This is a genomic window from Flavobacterium sp. 1355 (genome assembly GCF_017833415.1).
Lineage (GTDB): Bacteria > Bacteroidota > Bacteroidia > Flavobacteriales > Flavobacteriaceae > Flavobacterium.
The window spans coordinates 305,451-329,788 of the sequence record NZ_JAFICC010000003.1 but is presented as its reverse complement, the minus strand read 5'-3'; the positions used below and the strand labels follow the sequence as shown (position 1 = coordinate 329,788).

The window sequence follows — 24,338 nt, the reverse complement described above, 5'->3', positions numbered from 1 at the left end:
CTTAAATACAATATCATGAAAAAAATGTTTTTCTTTATAATGATGATTCAGCTATTGTCCTGCAATTCTGCAAAGAATGACAATGTCGTACCCTCTTCCCTGAGAAGTACAGAATCTGCTATTCTGGAAGATAGCAATAGTTTGCATCAGGCTTTTGTATATCAGGGCGTATTGCCCTGTGCAGATTGTTCAGGAATTGAAACCACTCTCAAAATTTATCAGGGAGATGGTACAATGGAAAGCCATACATTTGAATTGGTTAGTATCTATAAAGGAAAAAAACCTGAGAAGAAATGGATTAAAAAAGGAACTTATAATCTGGAAAGAGGATTAGAAGATGATCCCGACGGAACAATTTATATTTTGAATTGGGACAAACCCGAAACAGAGCAGATTTATTATGGCCATTACAGTAAAAATCCGGATAAAATTTATTTATTGAATAATAAAAGACAAATCATTAAATCAGAATTGAATTATTCTTTAATACTAAGGAAATAGAATTTGAGTAAAAAATCCTTTATTTTTGTTAGAGGACATAATTACAATGAAGGAAATAAACGAAATTCTGCAAGCTTATTCAGAAGCAAAAACAGCACAAAAAAAGGCAGCTTTGGCAACTGTAGTAAAAGTTGAAGGATCTTCTTACCGCCAGCCGGGAGCACGAATGCTTGTTACAGAAGATGGCTTGCTGACAGGTGCTATCAGCGGAGGCTGCCTGGAAGGAGATGCACTAAAGAAAGCACTGCTTTCTATAAACCAGAAGCAAAATAAACTTATTACTTACAACACCAGCAACGAAGATGATTCTGAGGTTGGTTTGCAATTAGGCTGTAACGGAATTGTTCATATTCTGTTTGAATATATTAATGATGACGAACCAAATAATCCCATACATCTTTTAAGACAGTTAAAAACCCAACGAAAAGATGCAGTTGTGGCAACTGTTTTTTCATTAAAAAGAACAGCAGCACAAATCGGGACTATTTTATTTTATCGCGAAAATACAGAACCTTTATACGGCAATCCCATTGCATTGCAAATTTTAAAAGACGTAGAAAAAACACTTCATAATAAGGCTTCAACTATAATAAAATTAGAAGATAATCCTGAAAACGAGGTACTTATAGAATATATAAGCCCGCCGGTTTTGCTAGTTATAGCAGGAGCAGGAAACGATGTCCAGCCACTTGCAAAAGTAGCGTCAATTTTAGGTTGGGAAATCATTGTTGGAGAAGGGCGTGCAACCCATGCTACGAAAAGACGGTTTCCCGAAGCCAAAGAAATAATAGTTGCAGCTCCAGAGCAATTAGTTCAGGAAATCAATATTGATTCGCAAACTTATTTTACTTTAATGACGCATAATTACAAATATGATTTGGAGGTATTAAAACAGCTTTTGAAACGAAATTGTAATTATATCGGAGTATTGGGTCCAAGAACAAAACTAAACAGAATGCTAAACGAACTGGGTGATGAAGGTATAATTCCTAATGAAGAACAGCTTAAAAGTATTCACGGTCCAATAGGACTTGATATTGGCTCTGAAACATCTGAGGAAATTGCATTAGCGATTGTTGCCGAAATTAAAGCTGTAATGAGTGGTGCAAATGGCAGTTCATTAAAATATAAAAAAGAAAAAATACACACTGTAAAGACTGATTGAGATGAACGAAATGACTGCAATAATTATTTTGGCCGCCGGAAATTCCTCCAGATTAGGAACACCTAAGCAATTATTGCGTTATAAAAATAAAACGCTGTTAGAAACTGCAATTGCAGAAGCTTTTCTGGTTCCCAATGCTATTATTTTTGTTGTAACGGGAGCAAATCATGATGTGATTCAAAATGAGGCGTATACACAATCAACAATAATATGCTATAACGGAGATTGGGAAAAAGGTATGTCAAGTTCAATTGCAAAAGGCCTTAAAGAGCTTTTGGCTTTGCATCCTAATATACAGAAATGTATTTTTACAGTATGCGATCAGCCTCATCTTTCAAGTTCTGTATTTAAAGATTTACTAAACACGTATTTTGAAACCGGAAAAGGAATAATTGCATCATCATATTCGCAAACACTGGGTACGCCGGTATTATTTGATAAAAAATACTTTGATGCATTATTAGAATTGAAAGGAAAGGAGGGAGCAAAAAAAATAATTACCAGATTTTCAGACGATACCGCTTCCGTTTTATTCGAAAAAGGAGCCGTAGATATCGATACCATAGAAGATTATCATAATCTGATTAACTAAGATCTTAATTCTTTTACAAGTGTAGTAACTCTTTCAATTGTTTCTTCTATATCTTCAAAAGTGGTAAACTTACCTAAACTAAAACGTACAGAACTCAATGCATTTTCATTCGATAAACCTAAAGCTTTTAAAACATGTGAAGGTTCAGTAATTACAGATGAACAGGCAGAACCGTCAGAAACAGCGATGTTTTGCAAAGCAATAATCAATCTTTGTGCACTTATTCCCGGAAAACAAATATTAGAAGTATTGTAAATCCTTTTTTGAGCATTTCCGTTTATAAAAGATCCTTCAATTTTTAATAAATTTTCTTCGAGGTGGTTTCTTAATGTATTAATTCTTTCTTCATCTGCTTTCATTTCTGCAAGAGCAATTTCGCATGCTTCTCCTAAACCAATAATTGCGGGAACATTCAAAGTTCCGCTGCGCAATTTGCGTTGTTGACCCCCGCCGTGTAACTGTGGACTCAGTTTTATTTTTGCTTTTGATGAAATATACAATGCGCCAATACCTTTAGGGCCATAAAATTTATGTGCAGAAAAAGCTAACAGATCAATACCAAGATCTTCTACCGCTACCGGAATTTTTCCCACCGCCTGAGTAGCATCACATATAAAAAGAACATTTTTTGAATGAGCCAGACGGGCAATCTCCTTGCAATCCTGAATCACACCGGTTTCATTATTAACCATCATCACAACTACCATTATAGTGTTATTGGTGATTGTTTTCGCTAATAAATCCAGATCTAATAACCCATCTGAATTTACAGGGACAAAGGAAACATCAAAACCAATACTTTGCATATACAGACACGTATCCAAAACAGCTTTATGCTCGGTAGCAACGGTAACAATATGTGTACGGTTTTGACCGGCAAAACCTTTAATCGCCAGGTTTATAGATTCGGTTGCGCCGGAAGTGAAAACAATTTCTTTTTCTTTTGCACCAATTAAACCGGCCGTATGCCATGCTGCAAATTCAACAGCTTCATTTACAGAAAGTCCGGCCAGATGTGCGCTGCTGGCATTTGCATAATTTTCTGTAAAGTAAGGAAGCATAGCTTCCAGTACACGTTCATCAAGACGGGTAGTGGCATTATTATCGAGATAAATTGTTTTTTGAGGCTGCATTTTTTTGGCTTAATATGTAAAAATACAATTTTAAAAAATGAATAACTACAGCAATATTAAAATCAAAAATTAATAAAATGATTTAATTTTAATTGAATTCGAACATTTTTTTTTGAAAATGAAAACGCTTATTTAAATTGATTCTGTGCGAATTTTATAATAATTTCTCGCATAGTATTGTTAAATTTGTTAGGATTACCACAGACAATATTGTTAATTCCTAAAAACTGTACGTATGGCTTCTAAAAAAAATAGTAAAAATGAAGTTGACAATGCGTCAAATACATCCCGACGAGATTTTATAAAAAAGTCAGGATTACTTACTGCCCTTGCATTGTCGCCGCCTTCATTAATAATAGCTTCTGAAAATAAATGGGACGAAAAAATAGCAGAATATCTGGAGACAGTTCCGCTGACTATTGAGGTCAATGGCAAAAAACACAATCTCAATGTGGAGCCAAGAACGACACTTTTAGACTTATTAAGAGAGCAATTGCAATTGACAGGAACTAAAAAAGGATGCGATCACGGTCAGTGTGGAGCTTGCACAGTTCATGTAAACGGCACAAGAATATTGTCTTGTTTATCACTAGCCTCCATGCAGCAAAATGCTCAGGTGACTACAATCGAAGGACTTTCAAAAGGAAAAAAACTTCATCCAATGCAGGAAGCTTTCATCAAAAATGATGGTTTTCAATGCGGATATTGCACGCCGGGACAAATCATGTCGGGAATTGCATGCATCAAAGAAGGTCACGCCAACAGCAGAGAAGAAATCAGCGAATACATGAGCGGAAATATCTGCAGATGTGGTGCTTATCATAATATTGTAGATGCTATTACAGAAGTTAAGGAAGGAGGGATGCTGTCATGAAAAATTTTCAAATAATAAGAGCATTATCATCAGGATCTGCTGTTTCGAGCATTGCAAAAGAAAGTTCGGCCATGTTTATTGCCGGAGGTACCAATCTGGTCGATTTAATGAAAAAAGGAGTAACCGAGCCGGACAAACTTATTGATATCAACGGACTGGACTTAAAGAAAATAGAATTCCTAACCGGAAAAGTTTCTATTGGGGCATTGGCAAAAAACAGTCAGGTCGCAGAAGACAAAACAATTAAGGAAAATTATCCTTTGCTGGCTTTGGCACTAGCTGCCGGAGCTTCACAACAAATCAGGCATATGGCGACCGTAGGGGGAAATATGCTGCAACGCACACGCTGTGCTTACTTTTACAACACAGACATGCCCTGCAACAAGCGAAAACCTAAAAGTGGTTGTGGTGCAATTGGAGGAGCAAACAGAATGCATGCTATTTTTGGAACTTCAGACAGCTGTATTGCCGTTCACCCTAGTGATATGTGTGTGGCACTAGCAGCGCTTGACGCGAAAGTATTGGTCGAAGGCCCAAAAGGCAAAAGAGAACTTAAATTTACAGATTTTCATCGTCTTCCGGGAAATACCCCTGAAAAAGACAACAATCTGGATGCCAAAGAAATTATAACTTCTGTTGAAATTCCGGATAATAATTTTACAAAACATGTTCATTATTTAAAAGTACGCGACCGCAGCAGTTATGCATTTGCATTGATATCTGTAGCAGTAGGTCTTGATATAAAAAATAATGTTATAAATGAGGCACGACTGGCTATGGGCGGTGTAGCTCATAAACCCTGGAGACTTACTGAAACAGAACAATACCTGAAAGGCAAATCCGTTTCTGCAGAGACTTTCAGACATGCAGCAGATCTGGCCATGAAAGGGGCAAAAAGTTATGGTGAAAATGATTTTAAATTGACATTAGGACCAAACGCAATTATCGAAGCACTTACTATCGCAGCATCTAAATAATTTGAATTATGAGTAAAACAAGCAACATAAACAGAGTAGATGGATTTGCAAAAGTAACCGGAACAGCAACTTATTCTGCAGAGTATAAAACTGCAGGAGTTGTATATGCCTGTTTGGTAGGAAGTACGATTGCAAAAGGAAGAATAAAAAGCATAGACACCAAAAAAGCAGAATGGGCACCGGGAGTTCTAAGCGTAATCACACACTTAAACGTAGATAAACCTGTTGGGTATAAAGAAGCTAAAAATCCGCATAATTTTGGACAGCCGCTGCAGATTTTTAAAGATGATACAATCCTGTATTATGATCAGCCAATTGCACTTGTGATTGCAGATACATTTGAGCGAATGCAGTATGCCGCAAGTTTAATCAAGGCAGAATATATAAAAGAAGAACATACAACAGATCTTAATAAAGCAAAAGACAAAGAAAGAAAAGTCGAAACCGCTAAAGGTAACGATTACCATAGAGGTACGGAAGACGGATATAAAAATGCAGCAGTAATTTTAGAAGCAGATTATACAATTCCGACAGAAGTGCACAACCCGATGGAACTCGCAAATATTATTGCTAAATGGGATGGGGATAAACCTACACTTTATACCAAAAGTCAGGGGGTTGAAGGGACCAGAAAAAGCGTTGGAACCGTATTTGGAATTCCGCCGACAGATGTTTCTGTAAATTCAGAATATGTTGGAGGAGCTTTTGGTATGGGATTACATACCTGGCCGTATGAAATTGCCGCGCTTATTGGAGCAAAAAAACTGGGAAAACCTGTAAAACTAGTCCTTCATCGTGAACAAATGTTTACCAATGTAGGACATCGCCCTTATACTATCCAGAAAATCGGTATGGGAGCCACAAAAGATGGAAAACTATTAGGATTAACACACGAAGCTGTAGCTCAGACTTCTTCATATGAAGATTTTATGGAAGGCACAGTTAACATGTCACGTTTTCTGTATAATTGCGAAAATGTTACTACCCGATACCGTATTGTTCCCGTTGATACCTGCACGCCAATCTGGATGCGCGGTCCGGGAGAAGCTACAGGTTCTTTTGCATTAGAAAGTGCCATGGATGAATTGGCATATAAACTAAATATGGATCCGATCGAATTTCGCAAACTAAACCATGCCGACAAAGATCTGGAACAAAATAAACCCTGGAGCAGTAAATATCTTATGGATTGCTACGAGGCCGGAATGGAAAAAATTGGCTGGAAAAACCGTAAAAATACCCCGGGAAGTGTTCGCGAAGGCGAGTGGCTCGTGGGTTATGGAATGGGAACCGGAACTTTTGGTTCGTATAGAAATACAACTTCGGTAAAAGCAAAATTTTTGGCCGACGGAAATCTGGTACTTCAATGCAGTGTGAATGATATGGGGCCGGGAACGGCAACGATGATGACTGCAATTGGAGCAGAAATTACCGGTTTGCCTGTAGAAAATGTTATAATCGAAATGGGGAAAAGCGGACTTCCTAAAGGCCCGACTCAAGGAGGATCGGCAACAACATCATCTGTTGGTTCTGCTGTTCATGATGCCTGTAATTTATTGGTAAGCAAAGCGATTGGTCTTGCAGCAGAAAATCCTGTTTTCAAAAATATAACTGCTGATGATCTTACTCTGGCAAATGGATTGGTAACATCTAAAAAAGACAGTTCAAAAAAAGTTTCTGTAGTTTCATTGCTTGGTGCCAACAAGTTAGAAGAATTATCGGCAGAAAAAGAATCAAAAGGAAGTGAAGAAGCAAAGAAATACTCTATCTATTCGTATTCGGTACATTTTGTAAAAGTACTGGTAAACCCAAATATTGGAAAAATAAGACTTGCCCACGTGGTTTCCTGTGCTGATATTGGAACTGTAATAAGCCAAAAAACTTCTGCAGGGCAAATGTACGGAGGAGCTGTTGGCGGAATTGGAATGGGATTGATGGAAGCGCTGGAAATCGATCATCGATTTGGTCGTCCGATCAATAATAATTTTGCAGATTATCATGTTCCGGTAAATGCCGATATAGAAAAACAGGAAGTATTTTTTGTAAATAAAAAAGACCCTATTAGCAACCCTATGGGAACCAAAGGTCTTGGCGAAACAGCTTTGGTTGGTATGGCACCCGCAATTGCCAATGCTGTTTTTAATGCTACAGGAATACGTGTCAGAGATTTGCCAATTACGTTAGATAAGATATTAGAAGCGTCTGTTGTAACTGCGTAATTGACTATTATACTTCAAATAAAATCCCTTTAAGAAATAAATCTTAAAGGGATTTTTTATATAAGTGAAAATTACTTTTTATTAAAGGCAGGCAAAATATATTTCTGAATAATCTCGTCACTAGGGGATTGCGAATTATAATTTCCGCCGGTAATAATGGTTACCATATTTTGTTCTTCCCAGATATAAATTTTCTGACCGCCGTTTCCTTGTGCAGCTTTTCCGTTATAGCGTGTGCCATTTGCATCCAGATATTTGAGCCACCATAAATAGCCATAATTCACGCCCTGCATTACTGTTTGTTTGGTAAGCGATTCTTTAATCCAGTCTTTTGAAATCACCTGTTTTCCATTCCAAAGGCCCTGATTCAGATAAAGTAAACCTAGTTTTCCCATATCTCTCGGACTTAAGTAGAGCTGACAAAAAGTTTCTGCACTGGAAGTATCGGGTTTAAAATTCCAAACAAAATTTTTAATTCCTATATCCTTAAAAAGAGTTTGTTTTGCAAATTCTGGCAAAGGCATTTTTGTTGCTTTTTCAATGATTCGGCCTAGTATTATTGGATTTCCAGAACAATACATTCCTTTTCCTCCGGGTACATCAATCATTGGTAAATCAAGAGTATATTGTATCCAGTCAGGAGAATTGTTCATTGTTGTTTCGTTTCCTTCAGATCTCGGGTTGCTTATATCACAATCGAGACCGCTTTGATTGGTTAGAAGATTTTTAATAGAAATTACCCTTTTATCTTCATTAAGATTTTTAAATGTATATTCAGGAAAATAAGACAGAACAGTTTCATCTTTGCTTTTAATCAAACCTTTATCTATAGCAATTCCTGTCAGGGCCGAGACAAAGCTTTTTGTTGCAGATCGCAATTCATGCAATTTAGTTTTGTTGTATTCATAAAAATACTCTTCAAATACCAATTTACCGTCTTTTATAATCAAAACACTATGAACGTTTGGAAGTGTTCCGTCGACAATCTTTGACATCATTTCATTCAATAATGTTTTATCTAAACCCGATTTATCAAGATTTGCTGTCAGTATGCCATCAGGTTCCTGTTTTGGCTGTACATACACATATTTGTAGTCTTTTGGAGTATTTAGTCTAGCGTACCACATTTCCTTTGGGAAAACTACTTTTTTATTAATCAGATTATAAGTATTTTCTTCAGAAGTATACCCGCTGACAATACCTGCTTTTCTATTAAAAGTGACCTTTTCGTTAGACATATTTTCAAAAATGTCCTTATCGATCGCTTTTAATTTGTATTTACTTTCATTTATAATAGCATAAAGTGTAGTATCTTTTGGAGAAGCAGCTATCTTGAGAGTAGTTTTATTTACATACTCATATATACCTTCATACTCTTTTAGTTGTTCATAAGTCGCCTTAAATTGCTGCGAATAACCAGTGAAAATTGTCAATAAAAATAAAAGCAGTATGTGGTTTCTTTTCATCTTTTGGTTTTAAAAGGTTGTTGGTTAGTTAATTGATGAAAGTTATAAAAAAAAGAGACACTTAATTAAAAAATTTAAGTGTCTCCTTTTTATAAAAAGTTTAAAATCAATTATTTGATTGTAATCGGAACTTCAACCATTGTTTTATCCCAGCCTATAACCAGGTTAGTTACAGCCCCCTGAGTGGTAAAGGCGATAGATAAAGATTCAACAGGAGTAGAAATTGGTTTAACCGGAACTACGATTTTTACTAAATCTTTGCTTTCATCATAAGCATATCCGCCCCATAAGTCAAGCTCTTTGTTTATGATGATCGTCCATTTGTCTTTTTCAGGAATTGCAAAAAGGCTATAAGTTCCTGCAGGAACTGCAACACCATTTATAGTAACAGGTTTGTAGAATTTGATTTCCGTACTTTCGTTTGCACCAACGCGCCATACTTCACCAAACTTAATTAAATCACCAAAAATCACTCTTCCTTTTGCAGAAGGTCTTGAATAGGTAACTTTAATTATAGCAGAAGGAGAATCGGTTTTTTTGAATTTTACTGCTTTGTTTGGAAAATAAGCAATATCGGCCGGACTTGCATCCAGAGGAGGAAATTTGACCTCTTGGGCATTCACAGAAAAAACAAATAATAAAAGAATTGTCAACAGACTAAAATTTTTCATAATGTAGTATTTTTTAATAGGATTCATACAAAAATAGAGATTTAAAGGATTCAAAAACTTATTCCTTTTTCTTTTTTTCGTACCAATCGTGCATAATGTAAAAAGCTTTCTTTTTCTGACCGTCATTAGAAATAAGTCCTTTTCTGTTGTATTCATCCTGGATTCCCGGAAGCAATCTTCTTGGTGATCTGAAATCTACCAGAATCCACGGACTTAAACCGCTTAAATGAGGGATTTTCTCAATCATTTTTAAGTTTTGAATATAAAGATATTCCTGATATTCTTCTGTCCAGCGTTCATTTTTTTCTCCGTGCAACCCGGCTTTTGCGTCGCCTCCAAATTCAGAAACGATTACCGGTTTATTGTATTTTGTTTTCCATAAAATCTTCTCGGCATCTTCCAAATTACCTCCGTACCAGCCCAAATATTGGTTGAATGCAATGATATCCAGATATTCGCCAATAGGATCATTTATGGTTCCAAAACCATCCGAACCGCTTTGTGTGAGTAACGCAGCACTGATTAATCTTGTGTTATCTAGTGACTTTGTATGGTCTGCCAGATTTTTTATGAATTCATTTCTCGCGTCAGAAATCGGAGTTTCATTGGCCATTGACCAGATAATAATACAGGCTCTGTTTTTGTCTCGTGTTATTGCCGATGTCAGCTGGTTTTCAGCGTTTTGATAAGTCTCTTTTCGGGTAAACTCAACAGTCCAGTAAACCGGAATTTCTTCCCAGACCATCAGGCCTAATTTATCGGCCATTCTGATAATGTTTTCGTTATGCGGATAATGTGCCAGACGTACATAATTGCAGCCCAGTTCCTGCGCCCAGTTTAATAAGCGCAAAGCATCTTCTTCAGAGTTTGCACGTCCCCCTTTTGCATTTTCTTCATGAATCGAAATTCCGCGCAAGAAGATTTGTTTTCCGTTTAATAAAATTTTGTCACCCTGAGTTTCAATCGTTCTGAAACCAATATTGTCTTTTAATTTTTCACCGTTAAAATCAATCGTTACGTCATATAATTTGGGGTTTTCGGGAGACCAGTAAGAAACTTTTTTCACCGGAATTTCAAATTTCAAAATACCATCAGCAGGCACTTTCCCCTTATAATTAATTTTTAGTTCGGGTATAGTGACCGAGGCCTGATTTTGAGCCGGATTTAAATTATTGATTTTGATGAAACCTGAAATTTTGTTTTTATCATTTTTGTTTAACTGAATAGTATAGTCTTCTATAAATGATTCTGATTCTTCAATCAGTGTCACATCACGAGTGATTCCGCCATAATTCCACCAATCGGTATTAAGCGTTGGCACATCTTCTTTATGGCGTGTATTGTCTACTTTTATAACCAGATAATTGTCTTTTGGTTTTACAATAGCAGTAACTTCATAATTAAATGGTGTAAAACCTCCTTCGTGTGTGCCCAGTTTTTTTCCGTTCAAATAAACATCTGCTTTGTAATTTATAGCTCCGAGATAGACAAAAAGACGTTTTTTTGCTTTTAAATCATAATCAAAAGATTTCTTGAACCAGACAGTTCCCTCATAATATTTAAGCTCCGGAACCTGAGAAGTCCAATCGCCCGGAATGTTTATTTTTGGAGATTTATCAAAATCATATTCGACCAGTTCCTGTTTGTTTACAGCGTGATAATTATTAAAATAAGCAGCATTACTTGGTTTTTTCTGCTGATCATAAACATCATGGTGAAAACTGTAATAACCCGTTTCATAAGGATCTACAATGTAATTCCAAACGCCGTTCAAAGAAGTTGTATTTCTGTTCTGAACGTTTGAGATTAGACTTTGATTTTGTGCAAACCCAAAAACAAAAGAGGTTAGGAGTAATGTGGTTAATAGTTTTTTCATTTTTTTTCTTTTTATTGTGTGTATTGGTTTTTGTCATCCTGATCCCGAGGCTTCGGAGAAGGATCACAGCAGAAGCTCGACAAAGATTGGCGATTTACTTCATAGAATTTCTTGTGTGATTTCTCTCCCGAAGCCTCGGGATCGAAATGACAAATTCTGTCGTACTTTGCCTTTAAACTTTAATTTACCGGAATCTTCAGATATTCCCCTTTAAAATTCTGGTTCAGCACTGTCATTTCAACAGGAATATTTAATCCATCGGGAATAACTTCAATAGAAGCTTTTCCGTTTGCCATTTTGATTGATTCACTTCCTGTTGGTGTTCCCTGGTTTTTTAAAGTTTTCCCACCTTTAAGACATTGGAAATATACGCTTTCTTCATAATCTAAACAACGTAAATTGTTATTATCTACGGCAATAGCTGTAACAAGATAGTTTCCGTTTTTTAGTTTTTCTGAAGATAATTGCAATGATACAGCTGCTTCATTTTTGTTAAAACGATAATTTACTTTCAAAGTATCCGAAACTGTTTTCCCCTCTTTATTTTTTCCTGTTGCAATTAAGATGTTTTCTCCTTTTTTAAAATTAATGTCCCACGTCAGACCACAAGCAGGGTAGCTGGCGGTATTTCGTTGTTTTTCACCAAGATTTTTTCCTTCGTGATATAACGTTACTTTTTCGCAATTGCTAAAAACGTTTATAGTTCTGGGTGTATTTTCAGGACCCTGACGTTCTGTCCATGTATGTGATTCGATATAAGTGAATGGTTCGCTGCTCCAGTAACTTTTAAAAACATAATAAGCATCTTTTGGAATTCCGTTTCTGTCCACCAATCCTTTTTGGTTCATGTACGGAATATCATCTTCGGGGCGTAATGGCGTTGCAAAATCCTTAAATGCCCACTGAATATTACCCACAAACGTTGGATCATTCTCGGATATATGCAAGTGCCAGTCGAATAAATCGACAATATAATTTTCGCTCCAGTCACCAATTTGTGCAATATTTGCGACTTTGGTCTGTACAATTGCTTCTTCCCAGCCTTCGGCTTTTATAATATTTTCTCCGGTAATTGGGTTTTCGCTGTGACGCCCGACATGACTGTCGCCGCCATATTCAGCATGAATAAAATGTTTGTATTCTTTTTTGTAAACATCTATTGCTTTTTGATAGCTTTTATAACTGCCGGAATACCAGCCAGACCAGATAGAAGGAGAGAAGACATCTACAATATGTGAACCCTCATAATATTTTCTGATTGCTGTTTTTCTGCCCGGGTCCAATTGGTGCGCAATATCATTTAGTTCCGTTAAGAAAGTATTTGTTTTTTCGGTATTATCTCCATCGGGAAAATCAGGAAGCCAGTTCATTTCATTTCCTAAAGACCAAATAATAATACTTGGATGATTATAATTTTGACTGATGATTTCTGCCAGCATATTTTTGGTATTCATTTTCCAAAGTTCGTCTCCAATTCCGCCACGGCACCAAGGCAATTCATCCCAAACCAAAAGGCCAAGTTCATCACAGGCTTTATAGACTTCCGGATCTTGTGGATAATGGGCCAGACGAACAAAATTGGCTCCCATCTTTTTTATCGATTCCATATCGGCACGATGCTGGGCATTGCTCATCGCAGCACCAACCCCGGCTTGTTCTTCATGTCGGTGTGTACCACGAATCAAAAGTCTTTTTCCGTTAAGGTAAAAAGGGCCATGGTCTTTAAACTCATACCATCTCAAACCTATTTTATCATTAATGCTGTCCTGAACCTGTTTTTTTTCTGATAAAACAGCGGTTACCGTATATAAATTAGGATTTTGTGTATCCCATAATTCCGGATTTTTAATGTTTTCGAAAATTATACTCGATTTTTTATCCGTAACCGAAACGGTTTTACTCGCTACTTTTTTTCCTTTCGGGTTTTTGAGAACCACAGTTAATGAAAGTTCTTTAGAATCAGGATTTACAGTTGATGCAATAACATGTAACGAAGCTTTTTTTGCCGATACTTCGGGAGTTGTAATTTTCAGTTTATCAATATGATTTTTGTATTTGGACAGAAACCAGACATCACGTGTAATTCCTCCATAAATAAAAAAATCACTTTTTTGTGACGGAATTATTTCGATATCATAACTATTGTCAACACGAACAAAAATGTCATTGTTTCCTGTTTTGATGTAATTGGTAACATCTATCGTAAAGCCGATATAACCACCGATATGACCACCGGCCTCTGTTCCGTTTACATATACTTTGGTAGTCACATTAGCTCCTTCAAAATATAAAAAATAACGCTGGTTCTTATCAATTTCAGAAATGTTTAGTTTTTTCTGATACCAGCTTGCATCACGTCTGTAACCGGGATTTAAGTCGGTAGCATCTTCGCTGTTCCAGCTGTGTGGTAAATTTATGGCGCTCCAGCTGGCTGCTTTTTGAGCGTCTTTTAGATTTGGAGTATTATTTTCTAAATAAAGCCAACTGTCATTGATATTAATTTTTGTTCGCATTATAGTTTTTGTCTGGGCAAAAACGCTGCCCAGACAAAACTGAAAAACAAAAACTAACGCAAAAAAAGGCTTATAGTGGTAAGGTTGTTTTCTCATATGTTATAAGTCTTTTTTTCGTAGTAATGCTTCCAGAAAATAATAATCGGCATATACAATAGGTTCATCGATTTCATCATGTTTTGGCCAGTTACCCGTACTATGATCGAGAATAAAAGGCGCATTGATTTCTTTGTTTAAAATATACTTTTCAGAATGTAAAGTCCTGATTATTTTATCCGCGAAAGCGAGATAACTTTCATTTTTGGTATAACCGTAAAGTTCATATAACGCAGACGCCATAATAGTTGCGGCAGATACGTCACGTGCTGAATTTGGAATTCCCGGATCCTTAAAATCCCAATACGGAATCCCGTCTTCGGGCAGGTTTTGATGTGTCATAAAAAACTTTGCAGTTGCTTCTGCCTGATCGATATACGCTTTATCTTTTGTATATCGGTAAGACATCGTAAATCCGTAAACCGCCCAGGACTGACCGCGTGCCCAAACAGAATCATCATTGTAACCCTGCAGGGTTGTTTTCTTTCTGACAGCACCTGTATTTGGATCATAATCAATAACGTGATAACAGCTGTTGTCTGTTCTAAACTGATTTTTTAGTGTAGTATTGGCATGTTTTACAGCAATATCGTGGTATTTTTTGTTACCTGATAATTTAGATGCTTCAAAGAGCAATTCAAGATTCATCATATTATCAATGATCACCGGATAATCCCAGATTTCTTTGTTGAAGTCCCAGGAACGAATAGCACCCACTTTTTCGTTAAAACGGGTACATAAGGTTTCGGCACCTTTGATGATTGTTTTCTCGTAATCGCTGTTTTTTTCGACTTTCAGGCCTTCGCCAAAAGCACAGAAAACTTTGAATCCAACGTCATGCGAACCTCTGTTTACACTTTCTTTTTTACTAAAAGGAGTCCACTTCTCGGCCTGTTTTTTATAATCAGGATTACCTGTTAATCGGTACAATTGCCATAAGTTTCCGGCAAAAAAACCACTTGTCCAATCTCGCGAAGGTACTTTCTTTATGAGATTGGATTTTATGGTCATGCTGCGTGGCATTGACAGAGAATCTACAGGATATTCCATCATCATTCTGTAACGGGTTTCAAGAAGATGTTCAGCGCTTGCCGAAGTTTTTATCTGAGAATTAATTCCGGATTTGCACGCTGTTGTCAGCAGTGCAAACCCTAGAATTAAAGAAAAGTAACTAACTCTATTCATATGTCTGTTTTTAGTTTTGTCATCCTGACGAAGGAAGGATCACACTTGAGAATCGACAAAGATTAGCGATTTTGCATGCATAGTTCCTCGTGTGATCCTTCCTTCGTCAGGATGACAACATGAGTTTTTTAATACCCGGGATTATTCGGTTTTAAATTAGGATTGATCGCTAATTCAGTTCCTGGTAACGGCCACAAATAATCTTTGTTTACATCAAAAGTGTGAGGTTCTAAACCGTTTGGACCAAATACTTCAGGGCCATTCTGAAGCCTTTTGATGTCGTACCATCTGATATATTCAAACGCCAGTTCTAATCTTCTTTCATCAATAACCATTTTTCTAAAATCGGCCTGAGATAAACCAGGTATTACATTTGCAGGAAAAGAAACTTGCTTGCCCGCTTTATTTCTTGCTCTTGCACGCACTCTGTTTACATAACCGTCGGCTTCTGCAGTTCCCGGTGTGATTTCGTTTAAGGCTTCAGCAGCTGTCAGTAATATCTCGGCGTAACGCATTGTGATATAGTTGTGTTGTGAAGTTCTTCCGTTGGCACCTGCTTTTCCGGGAAAACGATAATATTTGGCAATATGCGGGCGAGGTGCTTTTTCGTTATCACTTGAAGGATAAATTTGTAAGGAACCACCTGGCCCCGTTTTCTTTCTGATGATGGTGTCAAAACTTACCGCTCTCCTGTAATCTCTCTGATCCCAGGTGTTAAAAACTTTCAGAGATGGCACCGCTACAGAAAATCCCTGACCGTAGCTGTAGCTGTCGTCTTTTAGTGAACCTGTAAAAAATGCGGTATAATCCTGACCATAGTTACCCGATGTCAGGTTGTTGAAGTCAATGGTAAACAATGGCTCTTTTAATGATGCGGCTTTTGTAGCATTAAATAAATCCTGAAAATCTGCATCTAATCCTAAACCAAATTTTGCCTCATTTGTAATTACGTATTTAGCTTCATCATATGCTTTTTGATAATTATGAAGCGTTAAATAAACAGAAGCCAGATATCCCGCAGCAGTACCTTTGCCGGGAACTGCTTTTACTTTTGGTTTGTCATCAAGCCATTGTTTGGCAAATTCCAAATCGGCAATGATTTTTGGATACACATCCTCTGCTTTAGTTCTTTTTAAAGAATTTACCTGAGACACATCATTTACAACAAAATCAATATACGGAATATCTCCAAAAAGGCGTACCAGATGATAATACGTAAAAGCTCTCGCAAAATAAGCCTGAGCCACAATGGCGTTTACTTTTGCAGGATCTCCGGGTGTTTTTTTAGCACCTTCAATTGCTTGATTTGCTGCTGTAATGATCACATAAGACTGAGGCCAGAAGTTTGCTACAAGCGCATTGGTGTCGTTCATATTCATGTCATTCACATCAATACGCGCTGCCTGCGTTGTTCGGTCACCGATATCGGCCATATCATCTCTAAGCATTAAGGCAATCGTAAATTCGCGTCCCCAATAGTTATTATGGGCAATATTGGCAAAACTTCCGTTTACAGCTGCCTGCAAATCGTCTGTATTGTTAAAAAAGTTTTCTGGACGAATAATTCCTACCGGATGTTCTTCCAGATCAGAACAGCTAAAGAAAGCGAGTGTCCCGAAGAAAAGAAAAGCTATATATTTTTTCATGATATTTTTTATTAGACTAAAATTTTACATTAAATCCTGCTGTAAACGTCTTCACGTTTGGATATCCTCCATAATCCAATCCTAAATTGGTATTACTTCTTGAGTTGGTATCATTTAAGTAATTGGTTTCAGGATCTGAACCCGGATAATCTGTAATCGTCCAAAGGTTTTGTGCACTGATGTAAAAACGAACTTTGGTTAATCCTATTTTCGAAACAATTCTTTCGCTTAAGCTATATCCCAATGAGATGTTTTTTAAACGGATATAACTTGCATCGTAAACAAATCTTGATGTAATTCTTTTTGTTCTTGCGGCATTTGCAGGAACATTAGTATCGGTATTGGCCGGAGTCCATGCATCGAGTACTTCTGTTGTAGCATTGTTGTTTCCGGAAGCCAGTTCCATCAAAGTATAGTTTAAGATCTCATTGCCTTGTGAGCCCTGGAAAAAGATATTTAAATCCAGATTTTTATAAGTGAAATCATTATTTAAACCGAAAATAAAATCCGGATTAGGATTCCCGATAATGGTTTTGTCCTGTGAATCTAATTTTCCGTCACCGTTTACATCCCTGAATTTTTCTCCACCCGGCGCAGTTTCAAAATTTCCTGGTAAAACAGTTTCTCCCTGCTGGATTACACCGTCATAAACAAACCCGAAAAAAGAACCTACCGGCTGTCCCACTCTTAAAATTTGCGATTCTGTCGCCAGGAAGTGACCAGGAGCAGAGTTAATCAAAAGATCTTTATTATCGGCCAATTTTAATACTTTATTTTTGTTTGAAGAAATATTAAAGTTTGTCGACCATGTAAAATCTGCACCAATAAAGTTTTTGGTATTGATACCTAATTCCCATCCTTTATTTTCTAATTCACCAACGTTTTGAAGCTGGGAAGCAATTCCCGAAACTCCCGGAAGCGGTCTGTTGAATAATAAATCTTTGGTAATCGTTTTATAATAATCTGCTGTAAGGCTGATTCTGTTATCAAACAAACCCAAATCGATTCCGTAATCCTGCTGGTATGAAGTTTCCCATTTTAAGTTAGGATTATCCAATGAAGTTAACTGAACAGCATTTACAATCACGTCACCGCTCACATCATAAATTTCAGAGAATCTTGAAAGCGTAGAGTACGCGCCAATCGACGGGTTACCAGTTGCTCCGTAACTTGCTCTCAATTTAAGATTTGAAACTGTTTTGCTGTCTTTTAAGAAATTTTCCTTACTAATATTCCATCCAATTGCTCCAGAAGGAAAAGTTCCGTATTTGTAATTTTTACTAAAGCTCGAAGAACCATCTCGTCTGGCAGTAAAAGTTAGTAAGTATTTATCATCGTAATCAAAATTCAGCCTTCCGAAAGCAGAAATTAATTCGGTTTCAGATAAATTAGAATCCGGTTTTAAGAATACAGTTCCGGCTCCCAAATTGCGGTAAGAGTTTGTATTGGTCAAAAATCCTCTCGAAGCAGCATACGAACTTTCGTTTTTGTTTTTTTGATATGAATAACCTCCCAATACAGTCAGAACTCCTTTGTTAATAATTTCACGTTTAAAAGTCAGATAATTTTCTGTCAGGAAAGAAGAAAATCTTGTATTGTTTACAGAAGCTTCTCCTTTGATGTTTCTTCCGGCAATTAAAGTTGAAGGGGTAAATCTCCCGGTTTGCGAGTTATTATCTGTTAAACCTAAAGTAGTCTTAAAGTTAAGATCTTTTGTGATTTGATAAGAAGCAAAGAAATTATTCCTGTTTACAATAGAAACTGTCTCCAGAATATTTTCCATCGCCGTTGCATACGGATTATCTATATCATCTCCGATTGGCGCTGTAGAAGTAAAAGTGCCATCTGCATTATAAATTCCTTTGTCAGGCATAAATCGGTATGCAGAAGCAATTACACCCGCTGCACCTGTACCACCGGCACCTGTCTGGCTGATAATTCCTTCTTTGTTTTGTTTGCTTTGAAAAGTATTTAAACCCACTTTAAATTTATCGGTCAAATCAGCTTCAAGATTACTCACAATAGTGTATTTGTCAATTCCTGAATTGATTACAACTCCGTCCTGGTTAAAATAAGTTCCCGACACATAATATCTTATTTTATCAGAACCACCCGAAAAAGATAATTGTGTATTCGAAATCATTCCGTCACGATAAATAACATCCTGCCAGTCTGTGTTTTCGCCGGCTGCAGTATGTGTGGTAAAACTTTTTCTGTACGCCACAAACTGATCTGCGTTTAATAAATGCAGTTTGTTATTAACCGTTTGTATAGAAGTCGAATTACTGAATTCGATTACCGGTTTTCCGGGCTTCCCTTTTTTGGTTGTCACCATAATAACCCCATTTGATCCTCTTGATCCGTATATTGCAGTTGCAGAAGCATCTTTAAGAACCTCAATAGAAGCAATATCCTGAGGTGCCGGCATAGAAACACCTGCAAAACCATCTACAACAATAAGGGCATCTCCACTCGCATTGATAGACGTTCCGCCACGAACCCTGATTTTTACCGGAGCACCCGGCTCACCGCCATTATTAGACTGTACAGCAACACCCGCTGCACGTCCCTGCAAAGCCTGTTCGGCATTTAGCAGAGGATAAGCCGTAAGTTCTTTTGCCGTTACCGAAGAAACTGAACCTGTTATATCGCTCTTTTTACGTGTACCGTAACCCACTACAATCACTTCTTCAAGGTTTTTGGTGTCTGGTTTTAAACTGACATTTACCACAGTTTTGTTGCCTATCGGAATTTCAACTGACTGATATCCGACAAAATTGAAAACCAGAACGGCATTTTTTTCTGAAACAAAAACAGAATAATTTCCGTCCATATCTGCAGTTCCTCCCACAGAAGAACCTTTGACATATACATTGGCACCAGGAAGCCCGAGTAAGTCTTCACTGGAAGTAACTTTTCCGGTGACTTTTCTGTCCTGTGCATTCATAACGATGTTTCCAAGTAATAAGACTACCAGAAAGCACCATTTAAGCGACTTAATTTTTTGGTTTGTAAACATTCATTTTTGGTTTAAGGTTAATGTTAGATAAAATAAAAAAGCAATAAACTCATTCCTATTATTAACATCATGAATAGAATTTGTAGTAATATGAATTTTGTTTTTTTGAATTTCATATGACAAATGTATAAGCCGAAAAGGATATAGAAATACAAAAAAGGGTATCTAAAAATACAGATACCCTTTTTTAAAGCCTTGAAAACACTGGATTTTTAAAATACAGATAATGGTTTTGAAAATTTGTCAGCAAATTGTGACGGAGTTTCTCCATATCTTTTCTGGAAGCATTTACTGAAGTATTTCGGATTGTTAAAACCGACTTTATAACTTACTTCAGAAACGTTTAATTTGTTTAATTCCAATAATTGGGCAGCACGTTTTAATCGTACTTCATGAATAAATTCGTTTGGCGTAAAATTCGTCCAAGCTTTTATTTTCAAAAATAACATTGTACGGCTTACCCCTAATTCTGAACAGAAAAACGGAATATCAAACTGCTCGTTCGAAATATTTTCTTCTACAATTTTAAAGGCCTTTTTTAATAATTCCTCGTCAAGCGAAGAAACCGTTATTTCTGATGGGACAAAATTGTCTTCACTGGAAAACTTCGCTTTTAGTCTTTCTGTTGAATTCAGCAGGTTTTTTACCCTTAGTTTAAATTCAATTAAATTAAAAGGTTTACTGATATAATCATCAGCACCGCTTTCGAGGCCTTCAAATTTATAGACCAGAGAAGATCTCGATGTCAGTAATATTACGGGAATATGGCTGGTTTTCAGGTTTTGTTTTATTTGGGAACAAAGCTCTGTACCCACCATTTCGGGCATAATTACGTCGCTGATAATTAAATTCGGAACATATTGCAACGCTTTTTCCAAAGCCGTTTTTCCGTTGTCTGCTACAATTATATTGTACTCTTTTTTGAGCAGGTTTTTTATGAAGTTTCGCAGTACTTTGTGATCTTCAACAATCAGGATAGTTTGTTTTTCTCCATTTACAATAAAATCTTCAATATCCTCATGTTCCGCTATTTCTGCAGTTTCAAGCTGTGCCGTATATTGTTCGATATCATCACTTATTTTAAAATCTTTGATGATCTCACTTTCCTGAAGATGTGCACTGCCAAGCGGAAGCGTTACCGTAAAAATTACACCTTCGGATGATTTTTTATTGACAACCTCAATGTTTCCTTTATGAAGTTTTACAATGTTTTTTACAATTGACAAACCAATTCCTGTTCCTTTATTGTAATTTTTCTGAACGTTGTTGTGCATCGGAATTTCAAAAAATAAATCAAAAATTTTATCAATATGCTCTTCTGCTATTCCAACGCCGGAATCTTCTACGTTAATGAATAAATTTGCATCATCATGACTAATTTTGATATGGATATTTCCGCCTTTTGGAGTGTATCTAAAAGCGTTTGAAATCAAATTATAAAAAACACGCTCTAGTTTATATCGGTCAAAATAGACCAGAATTTCCTCTTCTTCAGCCTCAAAAGTATAGTTGTAGCCGCCATCTTTGGCATATTCAATAAAAGAAAGAAAAATTTCACGCGTAAATTTCACGATATTTCCGTTGGCAGATTCAAGCCTGACCTGATGATTTTCGAGTTTTCTGAAGTCCATCAGTCTGTTAATCAGATTTAGAAGATGATTGGCACTTCCTTCTATAACCAACAGTTTTTTGTACATTTCATTAGTACCATTATAATCGGCTAATATTTGCTGTAATGGCCCAAGTATCAAGGTTAAAGGTGTTCTGAACTCGTGTGAAATATTTGTAAAGAAATCCAGTTTTGCCCGATTATTTTCTTCTATACGTTTGGTTTCCAGATATTCGAGTTCTAATTTTTGTTTTAATATGGCTTTAGATTTAATAATCCACATTAAACCATACAAAGCCAGTCCGATTAAAATTCCGTACAGCAAAAACGCCCACACGCTTCGCCACGGTGCTGGATTTACAGTCACAGTGAGTGTAGTAGGAGCGCTGTTCCAGACGCCGTCATTGTTGGCACCTTTTACTTCAAAAACATAAGTTCCGGGATTCTGAATGGCAAAAATTGCTTCACTGTTTTTGGTTGTGGTCCAGTTATTTTCCAGGCCAATTAAGCGGTAACTGTATTGATTATTTTTGGATCGGATGTAATTTGGAATTGCAAAACTTATCGAGAAATTAGCCTTGTCATAATCGAGCGTTATGTTTTGCGTATAACCAATGCTTTTCTCTAAAATTTCGGCAGTATCATTTGGATTAATAGTCTGATTTTTAATTTTCAGGTTTGTAATCAATACCTGCGGGGCATAGGTGTTTATCGAGATTTTTTTGGCGTCAAAATATGTAGCACCGGAAGGACTTCCGAAATAAAATTTATTTGAATCCAGTTTTAATGCAGAATTATCGTTGAATTCATTGCTTGCCAAACCGTCTTTCTGATCATACAGAACAACGGTTTTATTTGTTGTACTATATTTTATAATTCCCTGATTACTGCTGATCCAAAGGTTTTTATCGTCATCTTCTAAAATCGAGTGTACCGAAGTTATGATGGTATTGCCGATTCTCAAATTAATTTTTTTGAATTTTTTTCCATCAAAATAGTGCAGTCCTTTTGCTTTTGTGCCCACCCAGATTTTATTCTGACTGTCCTGAAACAAAGTCAGGATATCATCTCCCGATAAAGAAGCACTGTCGTAAAAGTAATGTTGAATAGAATAATGATTTGGATTAAAATTATTTAGCGAAATGTAATTAAGCCCGTTTTGACTGCCAACCCAAAGGTTGTTCTTTTTATCAACCAAGAGGGTTCTGATGATATTATTGGTCAGGAAATTGGGTTTTGTATTATCATTTGTAATTATTTCAAAAGTCTTATTAACAGTATTATAGCGAATGAGACCTTTACCAAAAGTTCCAATCCAGACAATCCCGTTTGCATCTGTTTTAATGGAATAAACACCGGTTTCTTTTAAAAACTCACTTAATTCAGGGGAAATCCGATTGTTGTCCATTCTTTTAGAAATGGTATTATAAACCGAAATTCCTTTGGAGAAAGTACCAATCCATAGCATATTATCCTGAGAAAGGCACATTGATTTGATATCATTTTTATTCGTTTGTCCGGTTTTACTGTTGATATAACTCGTAACAGAAGTATTTGGATTATAAATAGTTATTCCGCCTCCTTCGGTACCAAAATAGATGTTTTTGTTTTTGTCTGAGATGATTGAACTCACTACATCAAAACTCATCGGAATCTTTTTTGAATTCTGATTGTAATTCGAGAAGTTAACATTAGAAGCATCCCAAATATTCACGCCTTTGTAATAACAGCCAATCCATACAGAACCTTTTTTGTCAACAAACACAGATTTTACCTTATCAATCCCGTTATTGTTATTGCTATTATTTATTTTTTCAAGACTCTTGTCTTTACCGTAAATGTAAATTCCGTCGTAAGCCCCAATCCATAAAGAACCCTCTTTGTCAAAAACTAAAGAGCGGATATCAGGATTTATTTCTATGTGTTTTTCGGCCGGTAAAAAAGAGACAAATTTGTTTGTAGACCCGTCAAATTTTAAAAGTCCTTTGTTTTTTGTTCCAATCCATAAGTTGCCTTGTGCATCTTCTGCAATCGCCTGCACATTAAGAAGATCTGTAGTATTTAAAGGATAATTTCTAAAAGTCAGTTTACCATTTTTTCGGTTTACAAGCTTACATAAACCTTTTGTTGTCCCAATCCATATTTCACCTTTTTTAGTTTTTGCAATACTTAGAATATTGTTGCTTGGCAAAGTAAAAACATCTGTATCTGAGTGAAAAACAGATGTAAAAAGATTTGTTTTTTTGTTCAGAATACTCAATCCTTTCGAAGTTCCAAACCAGAGTTCATTGCCAATTTCCTTGATGCACCAAACGGCATTACTGCTTATGGTATGATTGGTATTATTATGTAAATATCTTTTAAAAGTATTCGATACAGGATCGTAGCAATTAAGACCGTTATAAGTTCCCACCCATAATTTTCCAGAATTGTCTTCCTCAATAGCCAGAATATCATTATTGCTGATCGTGGTTTTGTCAAAAGCATCATTCCTGAAAATGGTAAATTTGCTGCCATCATATTTATTGAGTCCGTCGCGGGTTCCAAACCACATTTGTCCAAATTTATCCTGATGTATGGCAATGACAGAACTCTGTGAAAGTCCGTCGGTTGTTGAAATATTTTTAAGACGGTATTTATTTTGGGAAAATGCATTTCCGAAAATAAATACGATTACGAGAAAAGCTATTTTGTATTTCATAGCATTGAGGTTTTGGCCACAAAGTCACAAAGTCACAAAGAATTTAAACTTTGAGGCTTTGCGACTTTGCGCGATTAAATCTAATCTGAAAAAAA

At 36.4% G+C, this 24,338-nt stretch carries 15 protein-coding genes; 6 read left to right on the top strand and 9 right to left on the bottom strand.

Going from position 1 to position 24,338, the window contains the following annotated elements; genetic code table 11:
- Positions 1 to 15 precede the first annotated feature (15 nt).
- Genes JOD96_RS05520 through JOD96_RS05510 form a run of 3 tightly spaced genes read left to right on the top strand, consistent with a single transcriptional unit; the run spans position 16 to position 2,258 of the window.
- Positions 16 to 501, top strand: a complete 486-nt coding sequence (locus tag JOD96_RS05520) for a copper resistance protein NlpE N-terminal domain-containing protein (RefSeq protein ID WP_209563270.1) — start codon at positions 16 to 18, stop codon at positions 499 to 501.
- A gap of 46 nt (positions 502 to 547) precedes the next feature.
- A complete protein-coding gene (locus JOD96_RS05515) occupies positions 548 to 1,666 on the top strand; it encodes an XdhC family protein (RefSeq protein WP_209563269.1) in 1,119 nt (372 codons plus the stop codon).
- Positions 1,667 to 1,676: 10 nt separating this feature from the next.
- Positions 1,677 to 2,258 carry an NTP transferase domain-containing protein gene (locus tag JOD96_RS05510; RefSeq protein WP_245188355.1) on the top strand — a complete coding sequence of 194 codons (582 nt, stop codon included), beginning with the start codon at positions 1,677 to 1,679 and terminating at the stop codon, positions 2,256 to 2,258.
- Here JOD96_RS05510 and JOD96_RS05505 read toward each other — a convergent pair.
- On the bottom strand, positions 2,255 to 3,391 hold the full coding sequence (locus JOD96_RS05505) for a cysteine desulfurase family protein (protein ID WP_209563267.1): 1,137 nt from the start codon (positions 3,389 to 3,391) through the stop codon (positions 2,255 to 2,257). The two genes, JOD96_RS05510 and JOD96_RS05505, sit on opposite strands and share 4 nt — an antisense overlap.
- Positions 3,392 to 3,626: 235 nt before the next feature.
- Here JOD96_RS05505 and JOD96_RS05500 point away from each other — a divergent pair, with 235 nt between their 5' ends.
- From JOD96_RS05500 to JOD96_RS05490, 3 genes are read left to right on the top strand one after another with little or no spacing between them, the layout of a single operon-like run.
- On the top strand, positions 3,627 to 4,265 hold the full coding sequence (locus JOD96_RS05500; RefSeq protein WP_209563266.1) for a (2Fe-2S)-binding protein: 639 nt from the start codon (positions 3,627 to 3,629) through the stop codon (positions 4,263 to 4,265).
- Positions 4,262 to 5,242: an FAD binding domain-containing protein gene (locus JOD96_RS05495; RefSeq protein ID WP_209563265.1), complete on the top strand. Its 981-nt coding sequence runs from the start codon at positions 4,262 to 4,264 to the stop codon at positions 5,240 to 5,242. Before JOD96_RS05500 ends, JOD96_RS05495 begins: the two co-directional genes overlap by 4 nt.
- A gap of 8 nt (positions 5,243 to 5,250) precedes the next feature.
- Positions 5,251 to 7,461 (top strand): xanthine dehydrogenase family protein molybdopterin-binding subunit, encoded by a 2,211-nt coding sequence (locus JOD96_RS05490; protein ID WP_209563264.1) that lies wholly within the window; start codon positions 5,251 to 5,253, stop codon positions 7,459 to 7,461.
- A 71-nt stretch (positions 7,462 to 7,532) separates the two neighbouring features.
- Here the strand turns inward: JOD96_RS05490 and JOD96_RS05485 are convergent, their stop codons facing one another.
- From JOD96_RS05485 to JOD96_RS05450, 8 genes are all read right to left on the bottom strand, one after another.
- Positions 7,533 to 8,927, bottom strand: a complete 1,395-nt coding sequence (locus JOD96_RS05485) for a serine hydrolase domain-containing protein (RefSeq protein ID WP_209563263.1) — start codon at positions 8,925 to 8,927, stop codon at positions 7,533 to 7,535.
- A 110-nt stretch (positions 8,928 to 9,037) separates the two neighbouring features.
- Complete coding sequence (locus JOD96_RS05480) at positions 9,038 to 9,598, bottom strand: DUF2911 domain-containing protein (RefSeq protein WP_209563262.1); 561 nt, start codon at positions 9,596 to 9,598, stop codon at positions 9,038 to 9,040.
- 58 nt (positions 9,599 to 9,656) lie between these two features.
- The gene (locus tag JOD96_RS05475) at positions 9,657 to 11,474 is read right to left on the bottom strand and encodes a glycoside hydrolase family 2 TIM barrel-domain containing protein (protein ID WP_209563261.1); all 1,818 of its coding nucleotides are present in this window, start codon (positions 11,472 to 11,474) and stop codon (positions 9,657 to 9,659) included.
- 179 nt (positions 11,475 to 11,653) lie between these two features.
- Positions 11,654 to 13,987, bottom strand: a complete 2,334-nt coding sequence (locus JOD96_RS05470) for a glycoside hydrolase family 2 protein (protein ID WP_245188354.1) — start codon at positions 13,985 to 13,987, stop codon at positions 11,654 to 11,656.
- 99 nt (positions 13,988 to 14,086) lie between these two features.
- On the bottom strand, positions 14,087 to 15,268 hold the full coding sequence (locus JOD96_RS05465) for a glycoside hydrolase family 88 protein (RefSeq protein ID WP_209563259.1): 1,182 nt from the start codon (positions 15,266 to 15,268) through the stop codon (positions 14,087 to 14,089).
- Between the two features lie 128 nt (positions 15,269 to 15,396).
- Positions 15,397 to 16,914 carry a RagB/SusD family nutrient uptake outer membrane protein gene (locus tag JOD96_RS05460; RefSeq protein WP_209563258.1) on the bottom strand — a complete coding sequence of 506 codons (1,518 nt, stop codon included), beginning with the start codon at positions 16,912 to 16,914 and terminating at the stop codon, positions 15,397 to 15,399.
- 16 nt (positions 16,915 to 16,930) lie between these two features.
- Positions 16,931 to 19,933 carry a SusC/RagA family TonB-linked outer membrane protein gene (locus JOD96_RS05455; RefSeq protein WP_209563257.1) on the bottom strand — a complete coding sequence of 1,001 codons (3,003 nt, stop codon included), beginning with the start codon at positions 19,931 to 19,933 and terminating at the stop codon, positions 16,931 to 16,933.
- Positions 19,934 to 20,145: 212 nt separating this feature from the next.
- Positions 20,146 to 24,243: a two-component regulator propeller domain-containing protein gene (locus tag JOD96_RS05450; RefSeq protein ID WP_209563256.1), complete on the bottom strand. Its 4,098-nt coding sequence runs from the start codon at positions 24,241 to 24,243 to the stop codon at positions 20,146 to 20,148.
- Positions 24,244 to 24,338: the final 95 nt, after the last annotated feature.

What these genes read in the sequence shown, in the direction of transcription:
- JOD96_RS05520 (WP_209563270.1), top strand. Translation starts at nt 16, where the DNA reads ATGAAAAAAATGTTTTTCTTTATAATGATGATTCAGCTATTGTCCTGC.
- JOD96_RS05515 (WP_209563269.1), top strand. Translation starts at nt 548, where the DNA reads ATGAAGGAAATAAACGAAATTCTGCAAGCTTATTCAGAAGCAAAAACA.
- JOD96_RS05510 (WP_245188355.1), top strand. Translation starts at nt 1,677, where the DNA reads ATGACTGCAATAATTATTTTGGCCGCCGGAAATTCCTCCAGATTAGGA.
- JOD96_RS05505 (WP_209563267.1), bottom strand. Translation starts at nt 3,391, where the DNA reads ATGCAGCCTCAAAAAACAATTTATCTCGATAATAATGCCACTACCCGT.
- JOD96_RS05500 (WP_209563266.1), top strand. Translation starts at nt 3,627, where the DNA reads ATGGCTTCTAAAAAAAATAGTAAAAATGAAGTTGACAATGCGTCAAAT.
- JOD96_RS05495 (WP_209563265.1), top strand. Translation starts at nt 4,262, where the DNA reads ATGAAAAATTTTCAAATAATAAGAGCATTATCATCAGGATCTGCTGTT.
- JOD96_RS05490 (WP_209563264.1), top strand. Translation starts at nt 5,251, where the DNA reads ATGAGTAAAACAAGCAACATAAACAGAGTAGATGGATTTGCAAAAGTA.
- JOD96_RS05485 (WP_209563263.1), bottom strand. Translation starts at nt 8,927, where the DNA reads ATGAAAAGAAACCACATACTGCTTTTATTTTTATTGACAATTTTCACT.
- JOD96_RS05480 (WP_209563262.1), bottom strand. Translation starts at nt 9,598, where the DNA reads ATGAAAAATTTTAGTCTGTTGACAATTCTTTTATTATTTGTTTTTTCT.
- JOD96_RS05475 (WP_209563261.1), bottom strand. Translation starts at nt 11,474, where the DNA reads ATGAAAAAACTATTAACCACATTACTCCTAACCTCTTTTGTTTTTGGG.
- JOD96_RS05470 (WP_245188354.1), bottom strand. Translation starts at nt 13,987, where the DNA reads ATGCGAACAAAAATTAATATCAATGACAGTTGGCTTTATTTAGAAAAT.
- JOD96_RS05465 (WP_209563259.1), bottom strand. Translation starts at nt 15,268, where the DNA reads ATGAATAGAGTTAGTTACTTTTCTTTAATTCTAGGGTTTGCACTGCTG.
- JOD96_RS05460 (WP_209563258.1), bottom strand. Translation starts at nt 16,914, where the DNA reads ATGAAAAAATATATAGCTTTTCTTTTCTTCGGGACACTCGCTTTCTTT.
- JOD96_RS05455 (WP_209563257.1), bottom strand. Translation starts at nt 19,933, where the DNA reads ATGTTTACAAACCAAAAAATTAAGTCGCTTAAATGGTGCTTTCTGGTA.
- JOD96_RS05450 (WP_209563256.1), bottom strand. Translation starts at nt 24,243, where the DNA reads ATGAAATACAAAATAGCTTTTCTCGTAATCGTATTTATTTTCGGAAAT.